At 55.3% G+C, this 13,555-nt stretch carries 12 protein-coding genes and 1 rRNA gene; 6 read left to right on the plus strand and 7 right to left on the minus strand.

Features of this window, described 5'->3' with window-relative positions:
• Both rrf and WG938_RS08365 read left to right on the plus strand, forming a co-directional pair.
• Positions 1 to 80: ribosomal RNA gene (rrf, locus tag WG938_RS08360) — 5S ribosomal RNA — on the plus strand; the annotation flags it as partial.
• A gap of 215 nt (positions 81 to 295) precedes the next feature.
• Positions 296 to 739 (plus strand): DUF2871 domain-containing protein, encoded by a 444-nt coding sequence (locus WG938_RS08365; protein WP_339979664.1) that lies wholly within the window; start codon positions 296 to 298, stop codon positions 737 to 739.
• Positions 740 to 770: 31 nt separating this feature from the next.
• Here the strand turns inward: WG938_RS08365 and WG938_RS08370 are convergent, their stop codons facing one another.
• The 4 genes from WG938_RS08370 to WG938_RS08385 form a co-directional block, all read right to left on the minus strand.
• Entirely contained in the window at positions 771 to 1,403 is a 633-nt protein-coding gene (locus WG938_RS08370) for a cation transporter (RefSeq protein ID WP_339979666.1), read from the minus strand.
• A 45-nt stretch (positions 1,404 to 1,448) separates the two neighbouring features.
• Complete coding sequence (locus tag WG938_RS08375; protein ID WP_339979668.1) at positions 1,449 to 4,070, minus strand: ABC transporter permease; 2,622 nt, start codon at positions 4,068 to 4,070, stop codon at positions 1,449 to 1,451.
• Positions 4,071 to 4,075: 5 nt separating this feature from the next.
• Entirely contained in the window at positions 4,076 to 4,855 is a 780-nt protein-coding gene (locus WG938_RS08380; protein ID WP_339979669.1) for an ABC transporter ATP-binding protein, read from the minus strand.
• A 124-nt stretch (positions 4,856 to 4,979) separates the two neighbouring features.
• Positions 4,980 to 5,936, minus strand: a complete 957-nt coding sequence (locus tag WG938_RS08385) for a pseudouridine synthase (RefSeq protein WP_339979671.1) — start codon at positions 5,934 to 5,936, stop codon at positions 4,980 to 4,982.
• 45 nt (positions 5,937 to 5,981) lie between these two features.
• On the opposite strand from WG938_RS08385, the gene WG938_RS08390 reads away from it, so the two are divergent.
• The 4 genes from WG938_RS08390 to WG938_RS08405 all read left to right on the plus strand — a co-directional run bounded on the left by WG938_RS08390 (position 5,982) and on the right by WG938_RS08405 (position 9,628).
• Complete coding sequence (locus tag WG938_RS08390; RefSeq protein WP_339979672.1) at positions 5,982 to 7,034, plus strand: LLM class flavin-dependent oxidoreductase; 1,053 nt, start codon at positions 5,982 to 5,984, stop codon at positions 7,032 to 7,034.
• Positions 7,035 to 7,308: 274 nt separating this feature from the next.
• Positions 7,309 to 8,205: a universal stress protein gene (locus WG938_RS08395; RefSeq protein ID WP_339979674.1), complete on the plus strand. Its 897-nt coding sequence runs from the start codon at positions 7,309 to 7,311 to the stop codon at positions 8,203 to 8,205.
• Positions 8,206 to 8,471: 266 nt separating this feature from the next.
• On the plus strand, positions 8,472 to 8,768 hold the full coding sequence (locus tag WG938_RS08400) for a GlsB/YeaQ/YmgE family stress response membrane protein (protein WP_339979675.1): 297 nt from the start codon (positions 8,472 to 8,474) through the stop codon (positions 8,766 to 8,768).
• A gap of 182 nt (positions 8,769 to 8,950) precedes the next feature.
• Complete coding sequence (locus WG938_RS08405; RefSeq protein WP_445292914.1) at positions 8,951 to 9,628, plus strand: TetR/AcrR family transcriptional regulator; 678 nt, start codon at positions 8,951 to 8,953, stop codon at positions 9,626 to 9,628.
• Positions 9,629 to 9,654: 26 nt separating this feature from the next.
• Here WG938_RS08405 and yidC read toward each other — a convergent pair whose 3' ends face one another.
• From yidC to WG938_RS08420, 3 genes are all read right to left on the minus strand, one after another.
• Complete coding sequence (yidC, locus tag WG938_RS08410; protein WP_339979678.1) at positions 9,655 to 10,965, minus strand: membrane protein insertase YidC; 1,311 nt, start codon at positions 10,963 to 10,965, stop codon at positions 9,655 to 9,657.
• Between the two features lie 49 nt (positions 10,966 to 11,014).
• Positions 11,015 to 11,365 (minus strand): histone-like nucleoid-structuring protein Lsr2, encoded by a 351-nt coding sequence (locus WG938_RS08415; protein WP_339979679.1) that lies wholly within the window; start codon positions 11,363 to 11,365, stop codon positions 11,015 to 11,017.
• Positions 11,366 to 11,780: 415 nt separating this feature from the next.
• Entirely contained in the window at positions 11,781 to 13,478 is a 1,698-nt protein-coding gene (locus tag WG938_RS08420; protein ID WP_339979680.1) for an alkaline phosphatase D family protein, read from the minus strand.
• Between the last annotated feature and the right edge of the window lie 77 nt (positions 13,479 to 13,555).

Raw genomic sequence — 13,555 nt, forward strand, 5'->3', positions numbered from 1 at the left:
TTCCGAACCCGGAAGCTAAGTCTGCCTGCGCCGATGGTACTGCACTCGGGAGGGTGTGGGAGAGTAGGTCGCTGCCGGCATTGTTTTTGTGGGGGTCTGGTCCTTGTGGGCTGGGCCCCCTTTTTTTTGTGTGCCCACACTCGAACACACAAGCGAAGGCCACGTCGTCTGGCTTCGAGGTTATACCCCTACTCCCAATTTCAGTCTTTCGATTGACCCGCTCTGAGGGGTTATATGTCCTGGTAGCAGCCTTAGTGATTACTTGTTGTGGATACGCCCCTATAGAGTCGAGGACATGAAGAAACTCTATGGCGCATCTCTGACGTACTTGATTGTTGGCCTGGCGGCTGGCGTCTTCTATCGGGAGTTCACTCGCTTCTTCGACGCCGTCGAAAAGTCGCAGTTGAATACCCTGCACACTCACTTGTTGGTGTTGGGTACGTTCTTCTTCCTTATTGCGGTCGCATTAGAGAAGCTGTTTACGCTGAGCGCGGATAAGAACTTTGGCAAGTGGTTTGTAGCTCATAACGTGGCCTTGGTGTGGACCATCGGCGCGATGCTGGTGAATGGAATTGTTCACACAACAGGCAACGGTGATTCGTGGGGCGCTGCTCAGTCGGGTGTCGTTGGTCTTGGTCATATTTTGCTGTCGGTGACCTTTGTGTGGTTCTTCCTGATGTTGAAGAAGCGGATCAAGATCACTGAACGCGATGAGCGTCGACTTCTAAACGCGAAGTAGATATCCAGCGCGGGGTGGTTTAGCCGTTGCCCTAGTGGCAGTCGCAATCCTCTTCGAGCTCGCCCTCCCAGGCTTCGAGCCCTTCCATGATGGCAATCCCCGCAATCGCGAATGCTGCCAGCGCATCAAAGCCAGCCCACCCAGTGTAGTGAAGCAACCCAAGTCCCAACAGCGAGCTGAAGGTCATCAACAGGCAGATCTTGGTTTCGGCGGCGTCGGCCAGGATGAGTGGATCATCTAGTTGTTTACCCACGTGAAGCTTCGCCCACCAGAGCAACGGCATTACGACGGCCGACGCTACAAGTACACCTACTCCGATTACCGATGTCTCTGGATCCTTGTCGCCAAGCAATCCGCTGATTCCTTCGTAGGCCAAGTAGGCCGCGAGTAAGAAGAAAGTCACGGCTACCGCTCGGAGCGTATTATGCTCCCGATGTTTTGCGTCGGTCAGTGATTCGTCGGCAAGTCTGCCGCGGAGGCGGAGAGCAACGAGGATCGCGACGAGTGACTCGATGAAGGAGTCAAGACCAAAACCGATCATTGTGGAAAGATCAGCGGCGCGACCCGCCCACATAGATAGGCCACCTTCGGCGAGGTTGTAGACCACGGTAAAAACGGCGAGCCTCAACCCGATCGAGTTGAGGTGACGTTCTCTAGTGCTCATTTGCATGAGACCATTGTGCCATTGGCGTGTGTACCGCCCCCAGCGCTAGTCAGCAATCGCTGCGAGAGGTGGCGTCGATGCTGCCTTATGTGCAGGCCAGGCTGCCGCGAGCACGCCGACAACGGCCGAGGCAAGCAACATAATGCCGATCTGGCCCCATGGCACGATGACGTCGCCAAGTCCTTCATTCGAGAGCACGGTCAGTAACGACCAACCGAGTGCCAGTCCCAAGCCGATACCAGTGATCGCTCCGAAGATGGCGATCTGGACGGATTCGAGGCGGATCATGCTACGGATATCACGACGTTGGAAACCAACGGCGCGGAGCATACCAATCTCTTGACGACGCTCAACGATCGACAACGCCAACGTGTTGATGATGCCCAAGATCGAAATGATCACCGCTAGGCCGAGCAGTCCGTAGACGATGCCAAGCATGACATCGATGGATTGCGTTGCCATGCCGGAGTAGTCTTCGGCATCCATGACTTGGACTACGAGGAAGTCTGCAACGGCGTCTTCCAAAGCCGAGCGCTTGTTCTCAATGTCGGCGGTGCTTTCGCCAGCAACGTCGACAAGCAGCATGCGGGGGATCAGCATGTCGCGGCTTGCGTTGGCGCGATCGAGAACGGTTGGTGAGATGGAAATTGCGAGGGACGGATCGGCGGTGTCCTCGTGAATACCCGTGATAGGGATAGGGAGGACTCCCATCGGGGTAATCATGCCGACGTCATCGCCGACTTTCCAGCCCTTTTCTTTTGCCACAGTGTTGTTAATAACTGCGCCAGAATCGGGCGCGGTCAGGTCGAGAGATCCATCGATAACATGCGCGGAATACCAGAATCCAAGGTCACCGTCGAAGAAGGAAGCATTTCCAGCTTGCGGGCCACCGACAGGGCTTGTGTTTGCATCCTCGGACGCTGCGAGCGCTTCGGCTTCATCGAGGTTCATGACATTGGCCATGCCAAAGTAGCTGACCGCTGTCGCTTCTACACCCTCAACCTGATCCACTTCTGCGCGCACACCGTCTGGCATTGCTACATGTGCGGTCATCGGCGGTGCCATGACGTAGTCAGCTTTCAGATCACTCTTCGTAAACTCGCTGACTGAATTCTTCATGGTCGCGCCGAGCATGCCGACACTCACCACGAGCGCTAGTCCCAACATCAACGCAAAAGCAGTTGCCGCAGTTCGTCGCGGGTTACGCTGCGAGTTCGTACTAGCGAGCTTGCCGACGGTGCCAAACGGCCATCCGAGCACCCTGCCTACCCCACCGACGAGAGGCTGGGACAATGCCGGGCCGATGAGCCACATGGCCACGATGGCCGCGAATGCGCCGATGCCGACGAGAGTTGCTCGTCGCCCAGTCGTGCCGTCCTCCCACAGCACCGGTGCGATCAGCAATGCTGCACCAATGAGTGCTGCAATAATGCCGGAAATGGTGCGGACCTTGAGGTTGGATTCGGAGGTTGCATCGCCACTGCGCATCGCTTCCACCGGAGGGATTGCTCCGGCACGCGAAGCTGGTGCCCACGCTGCAACCACAGTGATGAGAACACCTGCGATCAGGGGAATGGTGAACGCAGTCCACGTTGCCGTGAGCCCGCCACCAGGCATCTCGTAGCCGAAAAGCGACATGGCTTCGTACAACAGTTTGGTCAGTCCGAAACCGCCCGCGATACCGAGTATGGAACCAATCAAGCCGACGACAAATGACTCGGTGAGCACCGAACGAGTGAGCTGGCCACGGGATGCGCCGAGTGAACGGAGCAGTGCGAACTCGTTAGTACGCTGGGCAACCAACATCGAGAAGGTGTTGGAGATGATGAACATGCCCACCAACAAACCGATGAGGCCGAAGGCGATGAGGAAGTAGTTCACGAAGCCGAGTGCTTGCGAAATCACCTCGGAGTCGCGTTCGGCGAGCACCGATCCTGGTTCGACAGTGAGCGTCGGATAGGCGTCCGCTAGCGCTTTGGATACTGTTTCAGGGGTCGTCGAATCGTCGACTGATAGCGACAGTGTTTCCACGTGCTCGCCATCGGTATACATCTCGTACCACTTGTCGAGCGGGAAGACGCCACTCATCCAGCCAGTCGAATCTGCCTTGGTAGTGAAAACGCCTGACACAGTGAATTCAGCTCTGGTCTTGCTGGTCACTGCGGTAATGGTGTCGCCAACCTGCAGATTGCCAAGCCTCTCGGCTACTGCGTTGATAGCAACTTCGTCAGGACCGCGAGGCGGATGGCCAGCCGTATACGTCTGAATACTGCCGACTGCTTCCTCGGCGTCGTAATACGGAAGTCCCATGGACGGCGCACCGTTGGTCTGAATGGCCTTGCCATCCGACCCGGTCATAATTACGCCAACAGATGCAGCACCAACATTGGCTGCTTCAACACCGGGAAACTGAGAGATCTTTTCGACGGTCTCCCTATTCAGCACCATCGCATCATCGGGAGCGACGGTCGCTACGACATCGATGCCGTCGTACGCGGTGCTCAACGCACCATCGAATGCCTTATTCAGTGATGCAGTGAAGACGAATGCGCCGGCGATGAATGCCGTACCAAGGACTACTGACAGGATCGTGAGAACGAGGCGAAGCTTGTGCGCCGCGATTGATCGCAGCGACACCTTCCGCATCGTGGAGGCAGAGGTTGCCATGATGTTTAGAACTCCTCCATCTGCGACATCTTCGCAAGGATTGCATCAGCATCAGGATTACGGAGTTCGTCGACGACTTTGCCGTCGGCAAGGAAAATTACGCGATCGGAGAAGGACGCCGCGCGCGGGTCGTGTGTCACGATCACGACTGTCTGACCCATGTCGTCCACAGCCGAACGCAGAATCTCGAGTACTTCGCGTGAAGAGTTGGAGTCGAGGTTGCCGGTTGGCTCATCACCAAAGATGATGTCAGGCCTACTCACGAGTGCACGCGCACACGCGACGCGCTGCTGCTGGCCACCCGACAGCTCGCTTGGCCGATGCGATAGTCGTTCCGTCAGGCCAAGGCGGCTGGTAATTTCGTCGAACCATTCCTTATCGACGTCTCGACCAGCGATGTTCAACGGCAACGTAATGTTCTCGGCTGCCGTGAGAGTAGGGACCAAGTTGAACGATTGGAAGACGAAGCCTAGCCGGTCTCGTCGTAAAGCAGTGATTCCCTTGTCATTCAAACTGCTCAGTTCAGTTTCGCCAATGTAGGACGTGCCAGAGGTTGGCGTATCAAGACCCGCCATGCAGTGCATGAGTGTCGACTTGCCGGATCCCGAAGGACCCATGATGGCCGTGAACTGGCCCTTGTAGAACTCGACATCGACATGATCGAGGGCAGTGACGGTTGCGTCTCCGGATCCGTAGGTCTTGGTGAGACCTTGGGCGTAAGCGGCGTTGTCGATTTTTGCCGCGTGCCGAGGCGAGTACTCGGTGGACGCAGGGGTGTCGGCCATGGTGTGGACCATTCCTTTGAAATAACAGTAGTAACAGTAGTTATCTCTATTCTTCCTGGGTTAGGGCCGTGGCGCTAGAGAAAGTCAGCTCACACCAGAACAGATCTGTCCAACCCGGCCCAACTCAGTCCAACTGCAGGGGCGCGAGAACACTCCGCGCTGACCGGAAACTGATCGGCTTGCCAGTCATCGGGTCGGTATACGACATTTCCGTGCACACAAGATGTAGTGGCAAATTCGGATCCTCGGCCTCCACGGGCAGCAGTTCGGGATACACCTGGTCCCCAAGAATCGGTGCACCCTGTTCCCACAAATGCAGGCGCAACTGGTGTGTTCGCCCTGTCAACGGGCGCAAGAACCAACGGCACAGGGGGGCGTCGGGGCCGTCGATAAGCTCCCATTTCTCGATAATCGTGTGCGCATTCGGTTCGCCGTCAATCGTGTAAGCCTGCAGTTCACCTGGAACTTTGCGTTGCCGAGTGCTGATCTGTAGAGGTGTTTCAGGCAAGGCCGTGGGCACCTCCGACAGTGCTTCGTATCGCTTCACGACGGACCCGTGCGCCGCAAAAAGCCCCTGGTACGCAGCACGAGCCTCTTTCCGAGCCGTGAAAATCAATAGCCCTGACGTCATCCGATCCAGCCGATGAGCTGGCACCAACTCCGGATTGTCCAGCTGACGCCGAAGTCGCACCACCGCAGTCTCGGTGATGTGTCGCCCCTTCGGCGTGGTCGCGAGAAAAGGAGGCTTATCGACGACCACCACGTTGTCATCGCTGTACACCACAGGCATATCCCCGGCGATGACAGGCTCGATTGCAGGAACGCGGTAAAACCAGATGTCACGGCCGGGTTTCAGCACAGAGTCGGGTGAGAAAGGCTTGCCATTGGAATCAACGACAAGCCCATCGGTGAAGCGCTGTGCAATGGCGACGTGGTCGTCGTCAGGATGGCGGTGCCGTTGCCCGTAAATTGCAGCAGTTAGTAGCTCGAGAGCTGTGACCGTGGGGTCGCCACGATGTCCGGGTACACGAACACGGGACGGGTTGAGGCCGTCACGGATCGGGAGAGGAGCATTCGCCATAATCATTCAGCCTAGTGGGTCGCATCTTTTCGATACAGTGGCACCATGACGAATGCTGTTACATCAACTTCAGGATCTGTATCGGGCGATAACTCCGACATCGCGTTGTCCTTTCTCGACCTCGTACCGGTGTCAGCAGGGACTGATGCCGCCACCGCTATTGCAGCCTCGGTGCGAACCATTCAAGTGGCTGAGCAGGCGGGATACTCGCGGTTCTGGGTGGCAGAACACCACAACACAGTGAATATTGCATCGTCGGCGACGGCAGTGTTGATCGGTCATCTCGCCGGCGCTACCTCCAGCATCCGAGTCGGTTCGGGTGGCGTTATGCTTCCCAATCACGCGCCACTGCGCGTTGCGGAAGACTTCGGCACCTTAGCCACCATCTATCCTGACCGCATTGACTTAGGTCTGGGACGCGCGCCGGGCACAGATCCAATGACCGCCCGGGAGTTACGTCGCGGTCGCTCCGATGTCGCAGACTTCGCTGCCGATATTCGTGATTTGCAGCGATACTTAGCGCCCGTACGGCCCGAAGCGCACATCATTGCGTACCCGGGACAGGGCACCAATGTTCCGATGTATGTTCTCGGTTCCTCCACGGCAGGGGCGTCGGTAGCTGCCACCTTGGGCATGCCTTTTGCCTTCGCCTCGCACTTCTCGCCATTCCAGCTGGTCGAGGCGTTAGAGGTGTATCGCTCATCGTTTAACCCGGATGCTCCGACTGCGACCGTCGCAAAGCCGTATGTCATGGTGGCGACGAACACGATGGTTGCAGATACAAAGGAAGAGGCGGAGTACCAGTTCTCGGTAGTGCAACAGATGTTCCTATCGCTGGGTCGGGGCGGCACACGCAAGCCATTGCCGGAGCCGACGAAGAACCCGATGGCCGGGGCAACCACGATGGAATGGGAGCGGGTAAAGGCAGTTCTGCAATGTTCTTTCACAGGAACTGCGGACGATGTGGCCACCGAAATGCGCGAGTTTGCGCGGGAGATCGAGGCGGACGAGATCATTACGACGACATATGCCCACGATCCCGAGGTCCGAATCAACTCGGTACGGGCACTCGGTGAGGCGTGGAACTCGCAGCGTTAAAACGGCCTGTTTTGCTAGCCCCGAATGTGCGGTAACACCGATGAGCTGGGATTCAGTTGTCACTTCAAGCACAGCCGTTTCGCTAAGAACCCTATTCTTTGGTGTTCTTGTTCCGCTTCACCGGGCATTGTGACTTGCTCAACATGGTTAGGGTGGAGACTGCGGGGGTAGGGTGGTAGGTAAGAATCACACACTTTGGCACCCAGTTGGACGCAGCCGAATCTGGTCGCGCGAGAACCCGACGCACGGTGCTGTACGAAGGAGGACGGAAACAATGCCGAAGCAAGACATTATTGTCTGCGCAATTGACGGTTCCGATGCATCGAAGACCGCGGTCAAGTGGGCTGCAAATACAGCTGTAAAGCGCGATGTTCCGCTGCGTCTGGTCAGCAGCTACTCAATGCCACAGTTCTTGTACGCGGAGGGCATGGTTCCTCCGCAGGAGCTTTACGACGATCTTGAGGCCGAGACCCTCGAGAAGGTTGATGAAGCGAAGAAGATTGCGCTCGAGTTTGCTCCAGAAGTTCAGGTCTCTCACCAGATTGAAGAAGGCAGCCCAATTGACATGCTGCTCGATCTGTCTGAGCAGGCGACCATGATTGTTATGGGTTCGCGTGGTCTCGGCGGTCTGTCTGGCATGGTCATGGGATCCGTCTCGGCTGCAGTAGTCTCCCACGCTTCCTGCCCAGTTGTCGTTGTCCGCGAGGACAATCTGGTGACTGAAGAAACCAAGTACGGTCCGGTTGTTGTTGGTGTCGATGGCTCGGGTGTTTCTCAGAAGGCAATTGAGAACGCATTTCGTGAGGCAGATGCGCGTGGAGCTGAACTAATTGCAGTCCATACCTGGATGGATATGCAGGTTCAGGCGTCGCTTGCAGGCCTGTCTGCAGCACAGCAGCAGTGGCAGGTTGTGGAAGAAGAGCAGCATGCTCTTCTTGGTCACCGCCTTGCCGGTTGGTCAGAGCAGTACCCAGACGTAAAGGTCACGAAGGTGGTCACCCGCGATCGTCCGGTGCGTGCCCTGGCAGACGCGTCTGAGGGAGCACAGCTATTGGTCGTTGGCTCGCATGGTCGCGGTGGTTTCAAGGGGATGCTCCTGGGCTCCACCTCTCGTGCATTGCTGCAGGCAGCGCCTTGTCCGATGATGGTGGTTCGCCCAGAGTCTATGTAATGAACTCTATAAATACTGTTGCAGTATAGGAGTTGCATTAAGAGTTTAAGCCTTCAATATGTTGTCACATTGGTTGTGAAGCTTTATTGAATGTTTACCTGCACGAAAGCGTCATTCACTTAAAATGGTGAGTGACGCTTTCATTTGTGTCGAAGTAATGACTCGCAAAAGTTGCGTGATGTTACTTGTAGCTATCGGGTAGATCCGATCAGCACGACACATGATGATTGCATTTATTGTTCGCCGAATAGAAAGAGAAACACGACATGAACGAGATTTTGCTTGCTGCGTCGTCCACTCCAGCGCTCGGCTTCATCGGCTGGATCATCATTGGTGGTTTGGCTGGTTGGATCGGCTCCAAGATCATGGGCACCGATGCTCAGATGGGTATCCTGCTGAACATTATCGTTGGCATCATCGGTGGTTTCCTGGGCGGTTGGGTGCTTGGCCTCTTTGGTTTCGACGTAGCCGGTGGCGGTTTGATCTTCAGCTTCCTGACCTGCCTGTTGGGTGCAATCATCCTGCTGTTCCTGGTTGGACTGGTCACCAAGCGCCGTCGCTAGTACGAGTCAACTAGACTGCCTAGCCTGATACGGCAGGACTAAGGTAACTCAGCCCCTTGCCTTCGCGAAGTGCGAAGGGAGGGGGCTTTTTGCTGTCCACAGGGTTTTTCCTGTGATAGTCGGTGGTCGATAGCAGCATGGCATACAGTCGTACTGATAAAGACAGATTTGTCCATTGTAGAATGGCAACAGTTGAAAAAAACTGTAATCGAGAACGAGGAGCAGACGTGGCGGACGAGCCTGCGAAGGGTAAGACGGCCAAGAGTGGTCGAGCCACATCTCGGCGTCGAAATCGCCCCAGCCCCCGAGAACGATTGCTAACAGCTGCCACGGATCTCTTCACTACCGAAGGCATTCGTGTCATTGGTATCGATCGAATCTTGCGTGAGGCGGACGTCGCCAAGGCTTCCTTGTACTCGCTATTCGGATCCAAGGACAAGCTAGTCATCGCTTATCTCGAAGACCTGGACAACAAGTGGCGCGAAAGCTGGAACAAGCGAGTTGCCACCGTCGATACGCCAGAAGAAAAAATTCTCGCGTTTTTTGATTTGTGTATTACGGAGCAGCCGGGAATCGATTTCCGGGGCTCCCATTTTCAGAATGCCGCGAGTGAATACCCGAAGCCGGAAACGGAGTCGGAGCAGAATATTCGAGAAGCTGTCGCTAATCACCGGATGTGGTTGTGGGAACAGATCCGCGAATTGCTGACTCAGAAGGAATGTAACAAGCCGTCACTTCACGCGAACATGCTTATGTTGTTCCTTGATGGTGGCCTCGCTGGCGCCAAAATGTCGAAGGACCTGACGCCGCTGCAAACCGCCCGCGATCTTGCTCGTGATCTGATTTATAGCGAACACTAATTTCTAAAACTCATTCATTCTACTGTTCATTTCCGGAATCGTTTCCATTGCGATTCTTCACGACCCCGCATCGCGAGGGTCTTTTTCTTTACGACGGCAGCCAGTGAGCGACCTGCCCACATGACGTATTGAACGCTTTTCTTCTTACGTAGCCATGTCGCGACCCGAGAATGTGGTGTTCGCTGCGGTATCGGAAATACATGTGACGACTGCAGAAGTTCAACAGTGAAGTCTGCCTGGGGAAGTGTTGCGATCGGCGCTTGGTCACACAAGTCGGGTAAGAAGTGCTGTTCGCGAGGACGCATGAGCGCCACCGCGAATCGGAATTTTTGCACTTTGAGATTGCGAGCTGCTTCCGCGGCTACTTCGTCGTCATGCTGTTTCTGAAGTTCGGCAAGCTCTGCACGGGCGGGTGCAGAAAAACTCGAGCGCCATGTTAAATGCCGTTTGCGACGAGCAATAGAAATGCGACGACGTTCCATTATGCGTTGGGACGAACGATGGTGAATAAATTTCTCGGAAAGCGGATATTTCCGCTCAATATAAATTGTCAAAAGTACATTCTGAATAAGCGTCCATAAATTATTGCATACCCAATAGATAATTAGTGCTAGTGCTACTTTTCCGAAAACTCCCATTGTGAGGATGAAGATCGGAGACACGAATAGCATGACCAACATGAACCGAGACATTCTGCGCGCAAAAGGGCGTGAGTAGTCGTAAGTGCTCCCGTAGCGACGTAGAGAGACCGCGAGGTTGATGGTGGTAAACAGGGCTGCGCACACGATCAACGGCAGGATGACATCGACAACCTGCTGGCGCGAGGTTGCGAATTGCGCCAATGCGGTAGAGGGCATCGACATTGATGCGGATAACGGCACTCCGAGTAACTCAGATGTGGCGAACTCGGACACTTCAGCGGTGGAAAGGAAACCAACTCCATGTGGTCCCGCATGGACAATCCTGCGTAACAGTGAGTACAACCCGATGATGACAGGGAGCTGAATCAGTGGAGTGGTGAGGGCACCAGAGAGACTGATGTTCTGAGATCGCTGTAAGTCGGCAATTGCCCATTGCTGATATGCAGGGGCAAGGGGATCGCCGCTATGGCGATAGCGACGTCTAATAGCATCGATGTCGGGACGCAGATTGGCGCTTTGACGTGCGATGACATACTGCTTGATGCTAAGTGGCGCAATCAGTGCTCGAACAGTAACGAGCAGTGAGATGATCGACAGTAGCCAACTACTTGAAGGGCTGACGGAAGTTAGTCCGGTATATAAAACATGCCACGCTTTCAGTACGCCTGAAACCGCGAGGATGAGAGGCTCAAGCATTGACTGAAAGCGTGGCTATGGATGCTGCCAGCATGAGGCAGTAAGGCAATTAAGCCTTGTCGAAAGCGTCGATAATGTTCTTCGGTAGAGCGCCGCGGTCGGCGACCTGGTAACCATTCTCGCGGGCCCATTTGCGAATCATGTGATTACGCTCGCGAGCGCGACGGGAAGCTGCGCCAGCGGTCGTGCGACGGTTGCGAGCGACGTTGGCATCTTCGTCAATAGAAGCCGCGTCGATGTATGGCTTCATCGTCTCTGTGAACTTCTCTGCATTCTCGACCGACAAATCCATGACGTAGTTTTGGTTGTTAACGCTGAAGCGGACAACGCGAAGATTGTCAGCGCTCAGCTGAGTGCCGTCAATATCGTCGATGTACTGAATTACTTCTTTACGCGCCATTTGTGAGTAGACCTCCGTCGAAATTCTTGCAATCGATTCAGGGGATGAATATTGCACGTACTGAACCTCCACGCAGTGGGTGTGTACCGCGTGCATTGCTTTGCCTGAATTGATTTATTCCGAGCAGTTGTTGAGTACATGCTCGAGATTACGTCAATGTAGCCGAGTTCAGTGACAGATTCAACGAAACCGACAATGGTAGGGAAGTAGAAGTGGGTCTAAGTCAATGCGAAATGAGGCTTTTCGGGCGACGATGCCAATATCTCGCGATAATTTAGGTGAATAGCGATTAGCGAGTTCGAGCGCTTCGCTGATCCAAAATTGTAGTGGTAGTGAAAAGATAAATAAACCCACCTTCACCTGCGAAAATGAAAGTGGGTTTACAGTGAATTGAGCACTGTCAAGGATTAAGTGACTATGCGAGAGTCACTCCAGAGCCACGGCGGCCTACGTACTGGGCTGCCACAAACAGTTCCTGGTCCTTTTGGGTCTTGTCCTGCACAAATCGGTACTCGGCACGTACTTCGTCGGAAGTGAAGTGAATTGCCGCGTATCCGTGGTGGTCGAACTCCAAATATTTCACGTGACGGTTGACCCCAGTTAGGGCTGTTTCTGCGGTCAAGGAGATGCCGTTGCGTTGTGGCAGCTTCACGATGTCGTCGATGTTTGGCGCGCTCACAGAGGTGCACACGAATTCCATCGCAGCGACCCCATCTACGGGATATCGTCCAGGGGACCTCGGAACGTTACATGCCCACGAACTATGAATATCTCCGGTGAGGAACACAACGTTGTCCAACTGGTGCTCGCCCATGAGATCGATGAGCTTGCGTCGCTCGGCTGCAAAGCCATCCCATTGGTCAAAGTTGTATGGGATCCCCTCTTCTGGCATACCCAGCAATTCTGTTACTGCACGGGTCGCTTCGGGATCCATTGGCGGAATAAGGACCGGAGTAAACATCACCGAATTGCCCACGATATTCCACGTTGCCGACGAAGTCGTCCATTGCCCGCGAAGGAATTCAAATTGCTCAGAACCGAGCATGCTGCGCGATTCGTCATCAATTCCGGCCATGGCCTTGAATTCGACGGGTTGATCGCGGTACGTACGCAGATCCAGCATGACAATTTCCGCCAGGTCGCCGTAATTGAACGAACGGTAGAGATGTCCCTGTTCTGAAAATGTCGTCGCGCGCACTGGGAGCCACTCCAGGTACGCCTGGATAGCTGCGTCACGACGGGCTGCATATGAGCCCTCTTCGCCCTCGGTGTGGTTCTCTGCGCCGTTGTGGTAGCTGTCGTTAGCGACTTCGTGGTCATCCCACGTTACGACCCATGGCTTCACTCGGTGTGCTTCCTGGAGGTCGCTATCGGTGCGGTATTCGCCGTAGCGACGTCGGTAGTCCTGCAGCGTGACAATTTCATGTTCCGGCTGGTGCGTGCGAATTGGGCCGGTCTTTCCTGCGTACTCACCAGTGCCGTACTCGTAGATGTAGTCACCGACGCACATGACAATGTCGATGCCATCATTGCGGGCCATATCGCCGTACGCGCTGAAGTAACCGGTTTCAAAGTTGGCGCATGAGGTTAGGGCGATACCGAGGTGTTCGGGCGAGGAATTGACTGGTGGAGTCGTTCGAGTGCGACCGATCGGTGAGATCTGGCCGGAGTACTCTCCGTCAGCGACGATAAAGCGGAAGTAGAACCATGTATCAGCAGCGAGGCCAGTTGGTTCGACCTTGACTGTCTGATCGGCTGCTGGGTTGGCTACCGTCGTGCCACTGGCAACGATTGAGCTAAAGGCCTCGTCGGTTGCTACCTCCCAGCGGAGGTTGACTGGGTGACCTGCGCCCGAGCCAGGGATGTCGCCAGCATGCGAGGTTGCACGAGTCCATAGCAAGACGGAGTTGGGGAGCGGGTCACCCGAGGCGACACCGTGCTGAAATACGCTGTGCTCGGTAGCGGCAGCGTTGCTGTCGCCCGTGTCAGCGGTTGGGGCTTGCTCGGCAGATGCGGTTAATGGCGAAAGGGCGGAAGCGCCAACGATCGCGGCGCCGGTGGCGCCTGCACGGAGGGCGGTACGTCGTGAAGTTGTGAGAGAGCGCAGTTGCATGGATCTCATGTCACATTGCCACGACGAAAAGTGCAGGCCATTAAGCTATATATATAGCCCGTTCCGGGGGTAAATTA

Source organism: Corynebacterium sp. H113 (assembly GCF_037572315.1).
Lineage (GTDB): Bacteria > Actinomycetota > Actinomycetes > Mycobacteriales > Mycobacteriaceae > Corynebacterium.

Bases quoted from the DNA above. Each gene is read 5' to 3' on its own strand.
- WG938_RS08385 (WP_339979671.1), bottom strand. From the start codon at position 5,936: ATGGCGAATGCTCCTCTCCCGATCCGTGACGGCCTCAACCCGTCCCGT.
- WG938_RS08370 (WP_339979666.1), bottom strand. From the start codon at position 1,403: ATGAGCACTAGAGAACGTCACCTCAACTCGATCGGGTTGAGGCTCGCC.
- WG938_RS08375 (WP_339979668.1), bottom strand. From the start codon at position 4,070: ATGGCAACCTCTGCCTCCACGATGCGGAAGGTGTCGCTGCGATCAATC.
- yidC (WP_339979678.1), bottom strand. From the start codon at position 10,965: ATGCTTGAGCCTCTCATCCTCGCGGTTTCAGGCGTACTGAAAGCGTGG.
- WG938_RS08395 (WP_339979674.1), top strand. From the start codon at position 7,309: ATGCCGAAGCAAGACATTATTGTCTGCGCAATTGACGGTTCCGATGCA.
- WG938_RS08415 (WP_339979679.1), bottom strand. From the start codon at position 11,365: ATGGCGCGTAAAGAAGTAATTCAGTACATCGACGATATTGACGGCACT.
- WG938_RS08400 (WP_339979675.1), top strand. From the start codon at position 8,472: ATGAACGAGATTTTGCTTGCTGCGTCGTCCACTCCAGCGCTCGGCTTC.
- WG938_RS08365 (WP_339979664.1), top strand. From the start codon at position 296: ATGAAGAAACTCTATGGCGCATCTCTGACGTACTTGATTGTTGGCCTG.
- WG938_RS08420 (WP_339979680.1), bottom strand. From the start codon at position 13,478: ATGCAACTGCGCTCTCTCACAACTTCACGACGTACCGCCCTCCGTGCA.
- WG938_RS08380 (WP_339979669.1), bottom strand. From the start codon at position 4,855: ATGGCCGACACCCCTGCGTCCACCGAGTACTCGCCTCGGCACGCGGCA.
- WG938_RS08405 (WP_445292914.1), top strand. From the start codon at position 8,951: ATGGCAACAGTTGAAAAAAACTGTAATCGAGAACGAGGAGCAGACGTG.
- WG938_RS08390 (WP_339979672.1), top strand. From the start codon at position 5,982: ATGACGAATGCTGTTACATCAACTTCAGGATCTGTATCGGGCGATAAC.